Annotated in this window: 17 protein-coding genes; 7 read left to right on the top strand and 10 right to left on the bottom strand. The window is 62.6% G+C overall.

What is annotated here, in order from left to right; all coding sequences use genetic code 11:
- Window positions 1-61: 61 nt before the first annotated feature.
- Entirely contained in the window at window positions 62-322 is a 261-nt protein-coding gene (locus M5B42_RS18030; protein ID WP_248746612.1) for a short-chain dehydrogenase, read from the bottom strand.
- A 427-nt stretch (window positions 323-749) separates the two neighbouring features.
- Here M5B42_RS18030 and M5B42_RS18025 point away from each other — a divergent pair, with 427 nt between their 5' ends.
- On the top strand, window positions 750-1,094 hold the full coding sequence (locus tag M5B42_RS18025; RefSeq protein ID WP_103499646.1) for a type II toxin-antitoxin system Phd/YefM family antitoxin: 345 nt from the start codon (window positions 750-752) through the stop codon (window positions 1,092-1,094).
- Window positions 1,094-1,753 (top strand): AAA family ATPase, encoded by a 660-nt coding sequence (locus M5B42_RS18020; protein ID WP_248746611.1) that lies wholly within the window; start codon window positions 1,094-1,096, stop codon window positions 1,751-1,753. Before M5B42_RS18025 ends, M5B42_RS18020 begins: the two co-directional genes overlap by 1 nt.
- Window positions 1,754-1,801: 48 nt before the next feature.
- On the opposite strand, the gene M5B42_RS18015 is transcribed toward M5B42_RS18020, so the two are convergent.
- The 3 genes from M5B42_RS18015 to M5B42_RS18005 form a co-directional block, all read right to left on the bottom strand.
- Entirely contained in the window at window positions 1,802-2,476 is a 675-nt protein-coding gene (locus tag M5B42_RS18015; RefSeq protein ID WP_248746610.1) for an anti-sigma factor, read from the bottom strand.
- On the bottom strand, window positions 2,473-3,117 hold the full coding sequence (locus tag M5B42_RS18010; protein WP_248746609.1) for a sigma-70 family RNA polymerase sigma factor: 645 nt from the start codon (window positions 3,115-3,117) through the stop codon (window positions 2,473-2,475). Before M5B42_RS18010 ends, M5B42_RS18015 begins: the two co-directional genes overlap by 4 nt.
- Window positions 3,118-3,304: 187 nt before the next feature.
- Window positions 3,305-3,892 carry a fasciclin domain-containing protein gene (locus tag M5B42_RS18005; protein ID WP_248746608.1) on the bottom strand — a complete coding sequence of 196 codons (588 nt, stop codon included), beginning with the start codon at window positions 3,890-3,892 and terminating at the stop codon, window positions 3,305-3,307.
- 221 nt (window positions 3,893-4,113) lie between these two features.
- On the opposite strand from M5B42_RS18005, the gene M5B42_RS18000 reads away from it, so the two are divergent.
- Window positions 4,114-4,656, top strand: a complete 543-nt coding sequence (locus M5B42_RS18000; RefSeq protein WP_248746607.1) for a DUF2780 domain-containing protein — start codon at window positions 4,114-4,116, stop codon at window positions 4,654-4,656.
- A gap of 70 nt (window positions 4,657-4,726) precedes the next feature.
- Here M5B42_RS18000 and M5B42_RS17995 read toward each other — a convergent pair whose 3' ends face one another.
- Window positions 4,727-5,632 carry an acyltransferase gene (locus M5B42_RS17995; RefSeq protein ID WP_248746606.1) on the bottom strand — a complete coding sequence of 302 codons (906 nt, stop codon included), beginning with the start codon at window positions 5,630-5,632 and terminating at the stop codon, window positions 4,727-4,729.
- A gap of 196 nt (window positions 5,633-5,828) precedes the next feature.
- Between M5B42_RS17995 and M5B42_RS17990 the strand changes: the two genes are divergently transcribed.
- From M5B42_RS17990 to creD, 4 genes are all read left to right on the top strand, one after another.
- Window positions 5,829-6,329 carry an ATP-dependent zinc protease gene (locus tag M5B42_RS17990; RefSeq protein ID WP_248746605.1) on the top strand — a complete coding sequence of 167 codons (501 nt, stop codon included), beginning with the start codon at window positions 5,829-5,831 and terminating at the stop codon, window positions 6,327-6,329.
- A gap of 58 nt (window positions 6,330-6,387) precedes the next feature.
- Entirely contained in the window at window positions 6,388-7,068 is a 681-nt protein-coding gene (gene creB, locus M5B42_RS17985) for a two-component system response regulator CreB (protein WP_103499639.1), read from the top strand.
- Window positions 7,068-8,489, top strand: coding sequence for a two-component system sensor histidine kinase CreC (creC, locus tag M5B42_RS17980; protein WP_248746604.1), 1,422 nt, complete (start codon window positions 7,068-7,070; stop codon window positions 8,487-8,489). Before creB ends, creC begins: the two co-directional genes overlap by 1 nt.
- A 92-nt stretch (window positions 8,490-8,581) precedes the next feature.
- Window positions 8,582-9,955, top strand: a complete 1,374-nt coding sequence (gene creD / locus M5B42_RS17975; protein ID WP_248746603.1) for a cell envelope integrity protein CreD — start codon at window positions 8,582-8,584, stop codon at window positions 9,953-9,955.
- A gap of 181 nt (window positions 9,956-10,136) precedes the next feature.
- Here the strand turns inward: creD and M5B42_RS17970 are convergent, their stop codons facing one another.
- The 5 genes from M5B42_RS17970 to M5B42_RS17950 form a co-directional block, all read right to left on the bottom strand.
- Entirely contained in the window at window positions 10,137-10,322 is a 186-nt protein-coding gene (locus M5B42_RS17970) for a hypothetical protein (protein ID WP_177102982.1), read from the bottom strand.
- Window positions 10,319-11,437 carry a PepSY-associated TM helix domain-containing protein gene (locus tag M5B42_RS17965; RefSeq protein WP_248746602.1) on the bottom strand — a complete coding sequence of 373 codons (1,119 nt, stop codon included), beginning with the start codon at window positions 11,435-11,437 and terminating at the stop codon, window positions 10,319-10,321. The genes M5B42_RS17970 and M5B42_RS17965 overlap by 4 nt, the downstream gene beginning before the upstream one ends.
- Before the next feature lie 68 nt (window positions 11,438-11,505).
- Window positions 11,506-13,911 carry a TonB-dependent siderophore receptor gene (locus M5B42_RS17960; RefSeq protein ID WP_248746601.1) on the bottom strand — a complete coding sequence of 802 codons (2,406 nt, stop codon included), beginning with the start codon at window positions 13,909-13,911 and terminating at the stop codon, window positions 11,506-11,508.
- A 339-nt stretch (window positions 13,912-14,250) separates the two neighbouring features.
- Window positions 14,251-15,231: a FecR family protein gene (locus M5B42_RS17955; RefSeq protein ID WP_248746600.1), complete on the bottom strand. Its 981-nt coding sequence runs from the start codon at window positions 15,229-15,231 to the stop codon at window positions 14,251-14,253.
- A complete protein-coding gene (locus tag M5B42_RS17950; RefSeq protein WP_248746599.1) occupies window positions 15,228-15,746 on the bottom strand; it encodes an RNA polymerase sigma factor in 519 nt (172 codons plus the stop codon). Before M5B42_RS17950 ends, M5B42_RS17955 begins: the two co-directional genes overlap by 4 nt.
- Window positions 15,747-15,934 lie beyond the last annotated feature (188 nt).

Below are 15,934 nucleotides of genomic sequence, written 5' to 3'. Positions count from 1 at the left end.
GGCGGTGCGGCGATCCGACAAGCCCTGCTCCTACAGTTTTGTTTCGTTGCGTATTCTGCGATCAGGCCCGTAGCCGCCAGCCCAGTACATCCATCAGGTCGCAGCCATCGCGCATGACCATCGCGGGGACCTGGAGGATATGTTGGAAGTCGATGTCATTGGCGTTGTGCAATTCAATGTGGGACAGGGCTTCGAGCATCTGTGTCGCCGCGAGGAAGCGGGCGGCGGCGTTGGCGTGGAGCACGTCGGTCGGGCTTTCGGCGTAGATCAACAGGCTGGGGATCAGGCAGTCGATGGCGGTGAGGGGGATGTATTTCGTCATGGGTAAAACCTCGGGAGTTTAGGACGAGGCCACCACACATCCGTCGCCAAACGAAAGGTGGCAGCTGTACGCAGGTTGGCGAACCGGAAACTCCCAAGCCGGCAGACCCGAAGGTCTCCCGCGCACAGCCGCCATAAAGCGGCTTTGCGGGTGCGAAGGCACCTGCAAACAAGCACAGAGCTTTCGCATGGGAGTTTAACGAGTCGCCAAACCCGTATCGCCAATCAGGGCGACCGGCGGACTATAAGCCGCAGGCTTCTGAGGACGCAAGGCGGGGAATTGTTACGGGTCATTCTGATGGGTGGATCTAAGGATCGGCTATCTTCTAGCCGAAACAAACCTTGAAAAAGCTGAATATGGCAAAAATAGCCAGATTGCTTCGGCGTTGCTATAGTGAGCTGGCCATCTCAGCTTGCGAGCACATGCCATGATTGCCTTGCCTGACCTCCTTGATCTGCCCCGCCAGAATGCCTCCCAGGTGAAGAACAAGTGGGCCGACGTTGTCCGTCTGGTCCATCAGTCCGGCACTGTGGCGGTGACCAACCACTCGACTGTGGAAATGGTGCTGCTGGCCGCCGAGACCTATCAGCAGCTGATCGCCGAAGTACAAGCCTACAAGGCCCGGGAGCAATCGGCCCTGGAGGAGTTGACCCAACGTTTCGATGCCCGCCTGGAGGTTCTGCAACAGCCTGAATCTGTCACTGGCGTGCGTTCACTGCTGGCGGCCAAAGGCAAGCTGGGCAAGCGCCCCAAGGCAGGATCCTCCTACTGATGAGTGAAGTATTACCCAGCGAACGTCCTTACATTTTCGTCTTGGCTGGTGTCAACGGTGCAGGTAAAAGCTCCGTGGGTGGTGCGCTCCTGGCTGAACACGGGCTGGATTGGTTCAACCCGGATAGTTTTGCACGTGAGTTGGTCGGCTCGCAGGGCATTGATCCTGCTCAGGCCAATGCCCTGGCTTGGGAGCACGGCCGCTCCCTGTTGGAAACCGCACTGCTCCAGGGGCGTAACTACGCGTTCGAAACCACGCTGGGTGGTAACACGATTGCGCGCTTGCTGGCTCAGGCCGCTCGCACTCATGACGTGGTGATGCTGTTTTGCGGATTGTCGTCCGCGGAGCAGCACCTACAACGGGTACGTTTTCGCGTGTCCGTCGGTGGTCACGATATTGCGGAAAAGAAAATTCGCGAGCGTTGGGTATCCTCTCGAGCGAATCTGGTCAGTCTGATGCCGCTGTTGGCGCACTTGCAGGTGTTCGATAACAGCGCCGACGTCTTACCGGGTGAAGATATTCCAGACCCTGTGCTGATTCTGGAGATGGTGGCTGGACAGATCACTTTCCCGGATCCGGAAGATGCCGTTGCCTTGCAGGACACACCACAATGGGCGCGGCCGCTGGTACAGGCGGCTATTGAATATCTTCCGGAGTAGTCGGTCTGAAACGCCGCCGATCCTGCAAGGACCTCGCGGCTTTTGGGTTCAGAGGGCCGCCAACGGCCCCTGGTACAACACCGGTCCGGTCGGTTGCCCGGTTGGTGACCCGCCCGCCGGCTCGAGGCTGACCGCCAGCACCACCGAGGTGCCGAGCAAGGCCTTATGTGCTTCGCTCAATTCCACTCGCCCCTTGCCTTCCTTGGGCACCAGCCCCAGGGACACCGGCTTGCCACCCACCGGAATCGCCCACAATTCCAGGCTGCGGTCGGCGGTCACCGCCGCCAGGCTCAGCGGTTCCACTTGCAGGTAGTCGGCATGGGCCTTGACCCGCAATGCCGGGGTTTGCGTGCCGCTGAGCAGGGTTGCGCTGGCGCTCACCGGGTCATGGTTATAGAACACGCCCAGGGCCGCCACCAGCACCAGCGAACAGGCCGCCGCGAGGATGCGCAACCGACTCCAGAACGGCCGTTTCTCAGGCAGGTGCAGCCGTTGCGGATCGATCCGCGCGACGATGCCTTGCCACACCCGATCCGGCACCGGCTGTTCGGCCACCGATTCGGTCAGGGCCATCAGGTTTTCCTGCCACTCGGCGACCTGGGCGCGCAGCTTGGCGTCGTCGCGCATCAGTGCTTCGAAACGCCGGCGCGCGGCCTTGGACATCACGCCGATGGCGTAGTCGGCGGCCAGGGCGCGGCGCAGGCGGGGGTTCTGGTAGTTCATGATTCAAGGCACCTGCGCAGGCGTTCCATGCCGCGACGTATCCAGGATTTGACCGAGCCCAGCGGCGCCGGCAGTTGTTCGGCCAGTTCCGCGTAGGACAAACCGTGGAAGTAAGCCAGGGTGATCGACTGGCGTTGCATGCCTTCCAGGGTCTCCAGGCAGCGGTTCAGGGCACTGGCCTCCCGGGCGCTGTCGAGCAGTTCGTGGGCCGAGGGGCTGTCGTCGGCCAGGCTGTCTTCCTGGCCCTCGACCAGGGGCACCTCGCGGAACCTGCGCAACTGATCGATGGCCAGGTTACGGGTGATGTTGGTCATCCAGGTCATGGGCGCCGAGAGGTGGGCCTCGTAACGCGAAGCGTTGTTCCAGATGCGCACGAAGCTCTCCTGGAGGATTTCTTCGGCCAGGTCGGCGCGGCCCAGGCAACGCAGGGCTACACCGTGCAGGCGTGGGGCGACGCTACGATACAGCGTCTCGAATGCGCGGCGGTTACCCAGTGAGCACTGGGCCAACAGCTGCCTGAGTTGATCGGCGTCGGCGGTGGAAATGGGTGTTCTCCAGACAATCAAAAGACGATGTATGGGCCGCGCTGTGCGCTCGTTGCCGCCTGAGGGTAGTTCACGGCACGCGGTTGTTCCATTCATGGGGGTTTCCTCACAGGTCACACGGCCTCGGCCATAGACCAGTTATTACAGTCAACGCGCCCCTGTAGGAGCCCGCTTGCGGGCGATGGAGGTCAACGATGACGCGGGGTGCCTGAAACACCCCGGCGTTCTTGAGTCCATCGCCCGCAAGCGGGCTCCTACAGGTAGAGTGGCGGTGTGGCGAGTCTCAGCTTTTGGGCAGCAGCACCTTGTCGATCACCTGGATCACGCCGTTGGATTGCATCACGTCGTAGGTGGTGATGTCGGCGGTGGTGCCTTTCTCATCCTTGATCACGATGTTGTGCGGGCCGTTCATCATCGCCCACAACTTGCCGCCGGCCACGGTGGTCAGCTCGGTCTTGCCGCCGCCGGCCTTGATGCGCTTGCTCAGTTCGGCCATGTCCAGTTTCCCGGCCACCACGTGGTAGGTGAGGATATGGGTCAGGGTGCCTTTGTTTTCCGGCTTGAGCAGGGTGTCGACGGTGCCGGCGGGCAGGGCGGCGAAGGCAGAGTTGACCGGGGCGAAGACGGTGAACGGGCCCTGGCCCTTGAGGGTCGGCACCAGTCCGGCGGCCTTCACGGCGGCGACCAGGGTGGTGTGGTCGGCGGAATTGACCGCGTTGTCGACGATGTCCTTGCTCGGCAGCATGCTTTGTCCGCCGACCATCACATTGTCGTGGTCCATGCTCATGCTCGCCGCCTGGGCCAGGCCAGCGGACAACGCGAGGGTCAACAAGCTGGCAATCAGGGGCGCTTTGATCGAAGTGCATTTCATGATGGGGAATCCTTGTCGGTATGAAGTCGGCCAGGAAGTTCTGTCCGTGCTTGATATACGCAAGGGGGCGGGGATCGGATGCAGGGACCGCTGAATTTTTTATGGGGACGGTAGGAGGATTCGGCGCGTGCGGAACAAGTCCGGTTTTTTTGACTCCAACGGCAAGTGTTCGGCGCCTGTCCCTGCTGGCGGGTGGTCATGATGACTTTCGAGGTGTTGCAATGAAGATTCCACGCGGTGTTGTACTGGCTTCGCTCCTGGCATTCGCCGCTACCCCGGTGTTTGCGGCGTTCAGCCTGAACGATGCGGCCAATGCGGTTTCGTCCATGCAAGGCGGGCAAAATGGCAATGCGGCGGCACCGGCCAGTGGTCTGCTCAGTACCCTGGGGTCGCAGTTGCACGTCACCCCGGAACAGGCGGTGGGGGGGACCGGTGCGATGCTCGGCCTGGCCAAGAACAAACTCAGCGGCAACGACTATTCGCAGTTGAGCAAGAGCGTGCCGGGGCTCGACCAGCTCTCGGGCGGCGGTGTCCTGTCCGGCCTGGGCGGTTTGCTCGGCCAGTCGGGTAACTCGTCGGCGGTGGGCAGCGCGCTGGGCAATGTGCAGAACACCGGTGACCTGAACAAGGCCTTCGGTGCCCTGGGCATGGACAGCGGCATGGTCGGCCAGTTTGCTCCGGTGATCCTGCAATACCTGGGACAGCAGGGTGTCGGTGGTCCGCTGCTCAAGAGCCTGGGTGGTATCTGGGGCGCCGGTAGCTGATCAGGCATCGGGCTCGAATAAAAACGCATCGCACGGTTCAAGCCGCGCGATGCGTTTTTTTATGGGCTGATCAAACGGACCGTTCTGTCGACGCGCTCTCGCTGCGCAGCGCCGCGATACGCTGGTCCTTCTCGCTCCAGAGCTGGTTGACCCAGTCCTGGATCTGCTGGCGAAACACCGGGTCGTTCTCGTAGTCGCCTTGCCACAGATCGGCGGTCAATTCGCGGGTCTGGAAGTCGATGATGACCTTGGGCAGGTTGCCGCTGATCAAATCCCAGAACCCCGGAATCCGCTCTTGTGGATAAACCACGGTGACATCGAGGATCGCGTCCAGCTGTTCGCCCATGGCCGCCAGCACGAAGGCCACGCCGCCGGCCTTGGGCTTGAGCAGATGGGTAAAGGGCGAGTCCTGCTCCTGGCGTTTGGCCGGGCTGAAGCGGGTGCCTTCGAGGTAGTTGACCACGGTCACCGGCTGGCGCTTGAACAGCTCGCAGGCGGCCTGGGTGATTTCCAGGTCATGGCCCTTGAGTTCCGGGTGCTTGTCGAGAAAGGCCTTGGAGTAGCGCTTCATGAACGGATAGTCCAGCGCCCACCAGGCCAGGCCCAGGAACGGCACCCAGATCAGCTCTTTCTTGAGGAAGAACTTGAAGAACGGCGTGTGCCGGTTGAGGGTCTGGATCAGCGCCGGGATATCGACCCAGGACTGATGGTTGCAGACCACCAGGTACGAGGTGTCGCGGCGCAGGCCTTCGGCACCGCGAATATCCCAGCGGGTGGGGATGCACAGGGCGAAGATCAGCTTGTCGATCTCGGCCCAGGTTTCGGCGATCCACATCACCGCCGCGCTGGCGTAGTCGCGAAAACGACCGGGCAGCAGCAGCTTGAGCAGGGCGAAGAGCATCAGCGGGCCGAACAGTACCAGCGTGTTGAGCAAAAGCAGGAACGTGACGAAACTGCCGGTGAGCAGGCGGCGCATACAGGGACTCTTTCAAAACGTGAGGGCGCGCCATGATAAAGGCGGGCGCGGGCAGACGCCAAATTGCCCGGGCGACAAATGTTTCACGGGATGTCGGATAGGTTGATAGTGGTCTGTCAGATTTGTTCATGAACCAACGCGCGAACAGCGGTCTAAAATGGCGCCCCTTGTGCGTCCACCCAAAGGTACAGCCGAAGTGAAATCCATTCTTGCCCTGTTGTCCCTCCTGGCCCTGCCGGTCATGGCGGCCGAACCGACCCTCTACGGGCGCTACGAATATATCCAGCTGCCGGAAATCGGCCAGACCTTCAAGGCCAAGATGGACACCGGTGCGTTGACCGCCTCGCTGTCGGCCAAGGACATCGAGCTGTTCAAGCGCAACGGCGAGGACTGGGTGCGTTTCCGCCTGGGCACGGCCGATGCCGACGGCAAGGTCTACGAGCACAAGGTCGCGCGCATCAGCAAGATCAAGACCCGTACCGAGGAAGACGAAGACGGCGAAGCCAGCGACGCGAGCAAGCGCCCGGTGGTGGAACTGGAAATGTGCCTGGGTAACGTCAAGCGTAGCGTGGAGGTCAACCTGACCAACCGCAGCGGCTTCAACTACCCGCTGCTGATCGGCGCCAAGGCCCTGCGCGAATTCGGCGCGGCGGTGAACCCGGCGCGGCGTTATACCGCCGACCAGCCTCACTGCTGATTGACGGGGCGGCACGGGTCCGGCACCGTTGCGCGATCAACACCAGTGCTCGGACGCCATGCCCCATATCCTGATTGTCGAAGACGAAGCGGCGATTGCCGATACCCTGATCTACGCCCTGCAAGGCGAGGGGTTTACCACCACCTGGCTGAACCTGGGGGGCGCGGCGGTCGAGCACCAGCGCACGACGCCGGCCGACCTGCTGATCCTCGATATCGGCCTGCCGGATATCAGCGGTTTCGAGGTGTGCAAGCAGCTGCGGCGCTTTACCGAAGTGCCGGTGATGTTTCTCAGCGCCCGTGATGGCGAGATCGACCGCGTGGTGGGCCTGGAAATCGGCGCCGACGATTATGTGGTCAAGCCCTTCAGCCCACGGGAAGTCGCGGCGCGGGTGCGGGCGATCCTCAAGCGTGTGGTGCCCCCGGCGCTGTCGGCGGTTTCCAGTGAACGCTTCCTGGTCGATCACGAACGGGTACAGATCAGCTATCGCGGCCAGCCCTTGAACCTGACCCGTCACGAATTCCGCCTGCTCGCCAGTCTGCTGGAGCAACCCGAACGGGTCTTCAGCCGCGAGCAGTTGCTTGATGCGCTGGGCGTGGCGGCGGACGCCGGCTACGAGCGTAACATCGACAGCCATATCAAGAGCCTGCGAGCCAAGCTGCGTGCGGTGGCTGGCGATGCCGAACCGATCCAGACCCATCGCGGCCTGGGCTACAGCTACAGTCCGGGGAACAGCTGATGCCGTTGGGGATCCGGATTTTCCTGGTGTACTTCCTTTTCGTCGGCCTGACCGGCTATTTCGTGCTGAACACGGTGATGAAGGAAATCCGCCCCGGCGTGCGTCAGTCCACCGAAGAAACCCTGGTGGACACCGCCAACCTGCTGGCGGAAATTCTCCATGACGATGTGAAGAACGGCACCCTCAGCCAGAGTCGCCTGCCGCAGGCACTCAAGGCCTATGGCCAGCGCAAGCCGGCGGCGACCATCTGGGGCCTGGAGAAGAATCAGGTCAACCACCGGATCTACGTGACCGACGCCCGTGGCATCGTCTTGCTCGATTCCGCCGAGCAGGCGGTGGGACAGGACTATTCGAACTGGAACGATGTCTACCTGACCCTGCGCGGCGAGTACGGCGCCCGCTCGACCCGCACGGTGGACGGTGACCCGAACTCCTCGGTGATGCACGTCGGCGCGCCGATCACCGACAATGGCCAGATCATTGGCGTGGTCACGGTGGCCAAGCCCAATAGTTCGTTGCAGCCTTATGTGGACCGCACCGAGCACCGCCTGCTGATGTACGGCGCCGGGCTTATCGGCCTGGGCCTGTTGTTCGGCGCGCTGTTGTCCTGGTGGCTGAGTGCGGCGTTGCGGCGCCTGACCGCTTACGCCCAGGCGGTCAGTGAAGGTCAAAAGGCCGAGCTGCCACGCTATCGCGGCGGAGAGATGGCGCAGTTGGCCAATGCCGTGGAGCATATGCGCACGCAGTTGGAGGGCAAGGCCTATGTCGAGCGTTACGTGCACACCCTGACCCACGAACTGAAAAGCCCGTTGGCGGCGATTCGTGGGGCGGCGGAGCTGTTGCAGGGCGAGATGCCGGAAGCCCAGCGCGAGCGTTTTGTCGGCAATATCGACAGCGAAAGCGCGCGGATGCAGCGGTTGATCGAGCGGTTGCTGAACCTGGCACTGGTGGAGCAGCGTCAGGTATTGGAGGAGCAGGTCGAGATCCCCTTGGGGAGCCTGGTGGATGAAGTCTTGCAGGCCCAGGCCGCGCGGATCGAACGCGGACGCTTGCAGGTGCAGCAGTCGATTGCACCGGACCTGAAGGTATTCGGCGAACCCTTCCTGCTGCGTCAGGCCATCGGCAATCTGTTGGACAATGCCCTGGACTTTACGCCGCCGGAGGGGCTTGTGCACTTCAAGGCCGAACGCCAGGGCCGGCAGCTGTGTTTGACGCTGTTCAACCAGGCCGAGGCGATTCCCGAGTATGCGCTGCCGAGACTGAGCGAACGCTTCTACTCCCTTCCACGGCCAGGTAGCGGCCGCAAAAGCACCGGGCTGGGGCTGAACTTTGTCGAGGAAGTGATGAAGCTGCACGGCGGCGAACTGCACATCGGCAATGTGCCCGGCGGGGTCGAGGTCAGCCTGAGCTTTCCCGGATAAACACCGCATCTCCACACAGTCTCCACATTCGTCCCATCAAGCCCCCACACAGGCTGCGCAGACTCTCCCCCATACCAACAGGGAGAGAACCCATGAACCGCGGTCTGGCTATAAAACTCGGGGCGATTGCCCTACTGATGCTGTTGTTGCTGGTCCCGTTGATGATGATCGACGGGGTGATCAGCGAACGTCAGCGCTTGCGCGACGGTGTCCTGGAAGATATCGCCCGCAGTTCCAGCTACAGCCAGCAATTGAATGGTCCGCTGCTGGTGGTGCCGTATCGCCAGACGGTGCGCGAATGGAAGACCGATGCCAAGGGCGAGCGCTACCAGCAAAGCAGCGAAGTCAGCGGGCGCCTGTACTTCTTGCCGGAGCGTTTTGAGCTCGATGGCAAGGTTCAGACCGAACTGCGCTCGCGGGGCATTTACGAGGCGCGGCTGTTTCATGCCAATAACCAGATCAGCGGTAACTTCGTGCTGCCGTTGCAATTGGGTATCACCGAGGACTTTGCCGATTACCGCTTCGACGAGCCGTACCTGGCGGTGGGCATCAGCGATATCCGTGGCATCGAAAACGCCCTGACCTTGCAGGTGGGCAGCCAGAACCTGGAGTTTCGGCCCGGGACCCAGGTCAGTTGGCTGGGTGACGGTGTGCATGTGAACTTGCCGCGGGTCGATGGCCGCGAAGAGCAGCGCCTCGATTTTTCCTTCGACCTGGTGCTACAAGGCACCGGTCAGTTGCAGGTGCTGCCGGTGGGCAAGACCAGCAGCATCCATCTGAGTGCCGATTGGCCGCACCCGAGCTTTATCGGCAACTACCTGCCGGTCAAACGGGAAGTCACCGACCAGGGGTTCAGCGCCCAGTGGCAGACCTCGTTCTTCTCCACCAATCTGCGTGAAGCCTTGAACAACTGCCTGGCGACCAGCGACTGCGATGGCTTCAAGGCCCGCAACTTCGGCGTGAGTTTTATCGAACCGGTGGACCAGTACCTCAAGTCCGACCGGGCGATCAAATATGCGCTGCTGTTTATCGCCCTGACCTTTGCCGGCTTCTTCCTCTTCGAAGTGCTCAAGCGCCTGGCGGTGCATCCGGTCCAGTACGCCCTGGTCGGCGTGGCGTTGGCTTTCTTCTATCTGCTGTTGCTGTCGTTGTCGGAGCACCTTGGGTTTGGCCTGGCTTATCTGTTGTCGGCTGGGGCCTGTGTGGCGTTGATCGGCTTCTATGTCTGCCATGTCTTGCGCAGCCTGACCCATGGCCTGGGTTTCGGCATCGGCCTGGCCGCGTTGTATGGTTTGCTCTATGGGCTGCTGAGCGCCGAGGACTATGCGTTGCTGATGGGCTCGCTGCTGCTGTTCTGTCTGCTCGGGGTGTTTATGGTGCTGACCCGCAAACTCGACTGGTACGGGATTGGCCAGGGCAAGCCTGCCGAGGCGCTGAACTTTGATAGGGGAGCTGCCCATGAGTAGGTCGCTGGGGTTACGCGAGGATCAGCAATGGGGCGCGGAGTTGGCCCGCTTGTTGGCTAGTCAGACAAGACCGAGCACGGTCCCTGTAGGAGCCGAGCTTGCTCGCGATAGGGCCCGTGAGACCACTGAAAGCTTTACAGGCAGGTCACGTGGCGCTCTGTCTTGAAAGCCTCTCCGGCGGTTATCCATGGCGACGGCCGAACAGCCCGCGCAGGGAAATAGCCGCCGGAATCCCCAGCCCCACCCAGCTCAGCGCATCCCAGGCGCCGTCGCCCAACAGCGCGGCGAACAGGCCGGCCGCGCTGAGGAGGGCGATCAACACGGGAATGCCGAAGACCTTCCAGAAATTCGAAGCGCGCGGTTTCATCGTGCGCCCTCGGTTTTCAGGCTAGTCCGTCGGCGTACCCACCACAGGTACACGCCGCTGCCGAGCACGATAATGGTCAAGCCATCCAGCACCGCCCAGAGCACCTTCATCGGCAGGCCGCCGTAGTCACCGAAATGCAGCGGTTGCGACATGCCCATGGCGTCCATGTACCAAGGGCGTTGGCCGACGGCGGTGACTTGCAGGGTGGCGGCGTCGATCAGCACCGGGGTCAGCAGGTGCGAGGTGAGGTGGGTGCTGCCTTTCATAAAGACGGCGTAGTGGTGTTCGCTGGAAAAGCGCGTGCCGGGGAAGGCGATAAAGTCCGGGCGCATACCGGGGGCGGCCTCGGCGGCGATCTCCAGCAGGCGCGTGGCCGGGGCGAGTTCGGTCAGCGGTGGGGCGTCGCGGTACGGCGCGACCATGGCGCCGAGGGTGTCGGCGCGCCAGGCGGCGATCAGCAGGTCGGCGCAGGCGCTGATCACCCCGGTGATGCCTACCACCAGGCACCAGGTCAGGGTGACGATGCCGATCAGGTTGTGCAGGTCGAGCCAGCGCAGGCGGGTGGATTTATCGCGGCGCACGCTGGCGAACGTCTGTCGGCGCATGAACGGCAGGTAGAGCGCCACGCCGGAGATGATCGCCAGCACGAACAGCACGCCCATAAAGGCCAGCAGCAGTTTGCCGGGGAGCCCGGCGAACATATCCACGTGCAGGCGCAGCATGACCATCATCAGGCCGCCGTTGGCCGAGGGCAGTTCCACGGCCTGGCCGTTGCGGGCGTCGAGCATGAAGGTGTGGGAGGTGTTGGGTTCGGTGCCGGCGGTTTTCGCCATGATGGTGGTCACGCCGTCGGGCTCGTCCTCGTCCCAGCCGAAATACTGCATGACCTCGCCCGGACGATGGGCCTCGGCGGCGCGGACCAGTTGCTGCAGGTCCAGGCGCGGGGTGTCGGCGGGCAGCGTTGGCAGCGCGGCGGAGTCGCCCAGCAGGTGGTCGATCTCGTGGTGGAAGATCAACGGCAGGCCGGTCAGCGCCAGCAACAGCAGGAACAGCGTGCAGATCAGGCTGGCCCAGGTGTGGACAAAGGACCAGCGGCGGATGGTTTGGCTTTTCATGGCATTTCCAAATGCAAAAGGGCCACGGCGGACCGTGACCCTTGTTTCGACGCGATGCGGCTAGCGGGTTACCACTTGTAGTTCACGGCGGCGACCACGCTGCGCTGGTCACCGTAGTAGCACCAGGTGCCGTCGCAGGTGGAGAGGTAGTCCTTGTTGAACAGGTTCTTCGCGTTGACTTCCACCGCCGCACCGGCCAGGGAACTGCTCAGGCGACCCAGGTCGTAATGCACCGCAGCGTCATAGACGGTGTAGGAGCTGACGTGACCATTGGGAGTGTTGGCCGTGTTGCCGAAGGTGTCGCCGACATAACGCACACCGCCGCCGACACCGAAGCCATCGAGGAAACCGCTGCGCCAGGTGTAGTCGCTCCAGAGGGAAGCCTGGTTACGCGGTACCAGTTGCAGGCGGTTGCCCTGGTCGTCGCCCTTGAGGATTTCCGAGTCGGTGTAGGTGTAGGCCGCGACCAGCTTGAGGTTTTTGCTCACGTCGGACGTGGCTTCCAGCTCCAGGCCTCGGACCTTGGTTTCGCCGATCTGGCTGGTGATGCCACGGTCGCTGACCGAGACGTTTTTCTGGCGAAGGTCGAAGACGGCCGCCGTGAGCAGGGTCTTGCTGCCTGGCGGTTGGTACTTCACACCGGCTTCGTACTGGTGGCCTTGGGTTGGCTTGAAGGACTGGGTGGCGCTGGCGTTGGCGCCCGCGGACGGCTGGAACGACTCGGTGTAGGAAATGTAAGGGGTGATCCCGGAGTCGAACACATAGCTCAGGCCGGCGTTGCCGCTGAAGGCGCTGTCGCGCTGGGTGTGGGTGGCGTTGTTATTGTTGAAGAAGGTGGTGCCGGTGTGAATCCAGTCTTCGCGACCGCCGAGGGTCAGGCGCCACTTGTCCAACGCGATCTGGTCCTGGGCATACAGGCCGGTCTGGTTGGTTTTCTGGTTGTAGTTGTAGAAGGTGTTGTAAGCGATATTGGAGAAGTTTTGCCCGTAGATCGGGTTGTTCACGTTGCTGTCAGGCGCGTTGCCTTCCTGCCATTTGTAGCGGGTATCGGTGCGCTGATGGTCCAGGCCCAGCAGGACGGTGTGGCTGAGGGCGCCGGTCTGGAAGTCGGCCTGGAAGTGGTTGTCCACGGCGATCTGGCTGATGTTTTCATCGACCTTGTCGACCAGACGGGTCAGCGTGCCGTCCGGAGCGACGACATTGCCAAAGGAGGCGTAGGCCTGACGGAAATTCAGCTCGCTCTTGGTGTAGCGCAGGTTCTGTTTGAACTGCCAGACATCGTTGAAGCGGTGATCGAAGGCGTAACCCAGGGCGTAGTAAGTGCGGTCGTAGTAGTCCGAATCCGGATCGCCGAGGTTTTTGCTGTGTGAAATCGGCCCGGCCGCCGAAGGCAGCTTGGTGCCTTGCAGGGGCAGGAACTGGCCGCTGATACCGGTATCGTCGCGGGTGAATGCGGACAGGAAGGTCAGGTGCGTGTCGTCGTCGACATTCCAGGTCAGGCTGGGTGCGATGTTGTAGCGCTTGTCGCTGACATCGTCGATGGGCGTGTTGCCGTCACGGATGACCCCGTCGATGCGATAGAGGAAGCGGCCGTCGTCGTCGATTTTGCCGGTGCTGTCGAAACTGACCTGTTTGCGGTTATTACTGCCTACTTCGGCACGGATTTCGTGGCTGCTCTCGGCCTCGGGGCGACGGCTGACCATGTCGAGCATGCCGCCCGGCGGGGTTTGACCATAGACCGAAGAAGCCGGGCCACGCAGGACGGCAATACGTTCCAGGTCCCAGGTTTCGAGTTTCGGGTTGGCGTAGGAGCCTTTGGGCAGCGGCAGGCCATCGAGGAACTGGGTGGGTTCGAAGCCACGGATCCGCAACCAGTCGGCGCGCGAGTCGCTGCCGTAGCTGCTGGCGATCACGCCGGGGGTGTAGCGCAGGGCGTCGTCGAGGTTCTGGACGCCGCGGTCTTCCATCTGTTCACGGGTAATGACCGAAATCGAGCGCGGCGCCTCGACAATCGGCGTATCGGTCTTGGTGCCGGCGGCGGTGCGGGTGGCGGTATAGCCTTCGACCGGGCCCCAGGCGCTTTCAGCGATGCCCTGGCCGGTGATGTTGGTTTCCGGCAAGGCCACGACGCCGCTCGGGATCGCGATCAGGGTGTAGGTCCCGGCGCTGCTTTGGATCAATTGCAGGCCGGTACCGCCAAGAGCGGTGTGCAGGGCGGTGATGGCGTCGAACTGGCCTTTGACCGGTGCCGAGGTTTTGCCCGAGGCCAGCGCCGGGTCGAGGCTCAGGGCCAGGCCCGCCTGGCTGGCGATCTGGCTCAGGGTCGAACCCAGCGGTCCGGCGGGCAGGTTGTAGGCGTGAACGCTGGAAGCCTGTTCGGCCGCCATCAGCGTCGGGCTGAGCAACGGGGTGCCAAGGGCAATGGCGACGGCGAGGAGACTGGGGCGCAGCAAGGTGTCGAGCGGGCGGGACATAGGGCGGGTTCCTGAATGGAAATGTTTCTCAATGCCTATGGGCCGAGCGAAATTCAGAAACTGATAGGGTTGATTGGAAATAATTTAGATTCACATCGCCAGTGTGGATGAACGGAGATGTCCCTTGTGGCGAGCGGGCTTGCCCGCGTTCGGCTGCGCAGCAGTCGTAAACCGGCAATCGCGGTCTGCCTGATAGAGCGCGTTTTTCGGTTTTAGGGGGGCTTCGCCCCCCAGCGCGGGCAAGCCCGCTCGCCACAAGAGCGCGCTCCGCTTCAAGGTTTCTGAACCGGCGGAGAGTGGTGCAAACATCCTTGCCAGGAGATTTGCACCCATTACGACTCAAGGCTTGGTTTCGGCCTTGGCCTGCACCGTCACCCACCACTGGGTATGCCGCTCGATCTGTACCGGCAAGGTCGGCAGCAAGGCGGTCAGTGCCAGGTCGGTGTCGTGCAGCGGGAAGCTGCCGGTGATCCTCAGGTCGGCAACGTGCGGATCGACACCCAGATGGCCACGCCGATAGCGGCCCAACTCTTCGAGCATGTCGGCCAAGCGCACGTTGTCCACCACCAGCATGCCCCGGGTCCAGGCATCGGCGCCGGGGTCGAGGACCTGCAACGGACCGAGGCTGTCACGACGCATCAGCACCTGCTGGCCTTCATGGAGGATCTGTTCGTCGGCACTGCTCTGTGGACGGGCCGCCACCGCCGATTGCAGGACGCTCAATAGCGTGCCGTCGTCTTCACGCTTGACCAGGAAACGCGTACCCAGTGCGCGCATGCGCCCTTCATCGGTTTCGACGATAAACGGTCGGGTGTCGTTATGCCCGGTCTCGATCAGGATTTCACCCTCGCGCAGGACGATGCGCCGGGTCTTCTTATCGAAGCGCACATCCAGGGCACTGTGGGTGTTGAGCTGGATCGTCGTACCGTCGGCCAGGTGCAGGGTGCGTTGTTCACCGGTGGCGGTGCGCTGGTCGGCCAGCCAGTAATCGATGGGTAGGTAGTGATTGCCGAGAAACAGCGCCAGGCCGCAGGCCAGCATCACACTGGCCACGCCACTGCCGAGCTTGCGTACCCGCTGGCGGACGCCGTCGCGGGATTTCAGCAGGGCGCCCCGCGCCGGGCCGCTGGTACCGCTGAAGCGTTGGTCGAGCATGCCCAACTGCGACCAGGCGCGGGCGTGTTCTTCATGGGCCGCGTGCCATTTCTCGAACTCGGCCTGTTCCACGGTGTTGCGACCGCCCGAGTCCAGGCACAACTGCCAGGCAATGGCGGCATCGAGGACGCGGGCGGAAACCGGTTTGGCGCTGAACTGATTCATGTCGGCTCGCCGTACAGTGCGACATAGCACTGGCGAATGCCCTGGGCCAGGTACTGGCGCACGCGGGGCACGGAAACGCCGAGCTTTTCGGCGATCTCGGCATGGCCGAGGCCGTCTAGGCGACTGTAGAGGAACGCGGCGCGGGCCTTGCTCGAGAGCTTGCCGAGCAGGTGGTCGATGGCCCGCAGGTCTTCGAGGATCAAGTGTTGTTCTTCCGGGGACGGTTGCTCGCCCTCCGGGATCAGCATCAGTTCACTGAGGTAGGCCTGTTCCAGCGCGGCGCGGCGGAAGTGGTCGAACAGCAGGCCTTTGGCGATGGCCACGAGGAAGGCCCGGGGTTGTCGCGGTGTGTTCAGTTCGTCGCGGCCCAGCAGGCGGACGAAGGTGTCCTGGCTCAGGTCTTCGGCCCGCTGCGGGCAGGCAATGTTGCGGCGCAGCCAAGCCAACAGCCAGCTGCGATGGTCGCGATACAGCGCGTCGACAAGGGCATGATGGGGGCTTCGGACTGACGACAACGGACATCACCGACAAGAAGTTTAAAATAACGAGAATTATTCGCGATTGTGTCAGGGCCCAGGAAAAGGCGCAATGGCTGCTGGTCGATTGGCGGTGTGCCATTTGTCTTAATGGAGATTGGGTTGTGGGAGGTGGGCTTGCTGGTGGTGGGCTCCTTGGGTATTGCGGTGCCGGGACTGACGTCTTC

The organism is Pseudomonas sp. MWU12-2037 (assembly GCF_023242345.1).
In the GTDB taxonomy this organism is placed as follows: domain Bacteria; phylum Pseudomonadota; class Gammaproteobacteria; order Pseudomonadales; family Pseudomonadaceae; genus Aquipseudomonas; species Aquipseudomonas gingeri_D.
This window is presented reverse-complemented; position numbering and strand designations above follow the sequence as displayed.

Coding starts and splice junctions, on each gene's coding strand:
- M5B42_RS18030 (WP_248746612.1), bottom strand. CDS start 322: ATGACGAAATACATCCCCCTCACCGCCATCGACTGCCTGATCCCCAGC.
- M5B42_RS18025 (WP_103499646.1), top strand. CDS start 750: ATGATTGCCTTGCCTGACCTCCTTGATCTGCCCCGCCAGAATGCCTCC.
- M5B42_RS18020 (WP_248746611.1), top strand. CDS start 1,094: ATGAGTGAAGTATTACCCAGCGAACGTCCTTACATTTTCGTCTTGGCT.
- M5B42_RS18015 (WP_248746610.1), bottom strand. CDS start 2,476: ATGAACTACCAGAACCCCCGCCTGCGCCGCGCCCTGGCCGCCGACTAC.
- M5B42_RS18010 (WP_248746609.1), bottom strand. CDS start 3,117: ATGAATGGAACAACCGCGTGCCGTGAACTACCCTCAGGCGGCAACGAG.
- M5B42_RS18005 (WP_248746608.1), bottom strand. CDS start 3,892: ATGAAATGCACTTCGATCAAAGCGCCCCTGATTGCCAGCTTGTTGACC.
- M5B42_RS18000 (WP_248746607.1), top strand. CDS start 4,114: ATGAAGATTCCACGCGGTGTTGTACTGGCTTCGCTCCTGGCATTCGCC.
- M5B42_RS17995 (WP_248746606.1), bottom strand. CDS start 5,632: ATGCGCCGCCTGCTCACCGGCAGTTTCGTCACGTTCCTGCTTTTGCTC.
- creB (WP_103499639.1), top strand. CDS start 6,388: ATGCCCCATATCCTGATTGTCGAAGACGAAGCGGCGATTGCCGATACC.
- creC (WP_248746604.1), top strand. CDS start 7,068: ATGCCGTTGGGGATCCGGATTTTCCTGGTGTACTTCCTTTTCGTCGGC.
- creD (WP_248746603.1), top strand. CDS start 8,582: ATGAACCGCGGTCTGGCTATAAAACTCGGGGCGATTGCCCTACTGATG.
- M5B42_RS17970 (WP_177102982.1), bottom strand. CDS start 10,322: ATGAAACCGCGCGCTTCGAATTTCTGGAAGGTCTTCGGCATTCCCGTG.
- M5B42_RS17965 (WP_248746602.1), bottom strand. CDS start 11,437: ATGAAAAGCCAAACCATCCGCCGCTGGTCCTTTGTCCACACCTGGGCC.
- M5B42_RS17960 (WP_248746601.1), bottom strand. CDS start 13,911: ATGTCCCGCCCGCTCGACACCTTGCTGCGCCCCAGTCTCCTCGCCGTC.
- M5B42_RS17955 (WP_248746600.1), bottom strand. CDS start 15,231: ATGAATCAGTTCAGCGCCAAACCGGTTTCCGCCCGCGTCCTCGATGCC.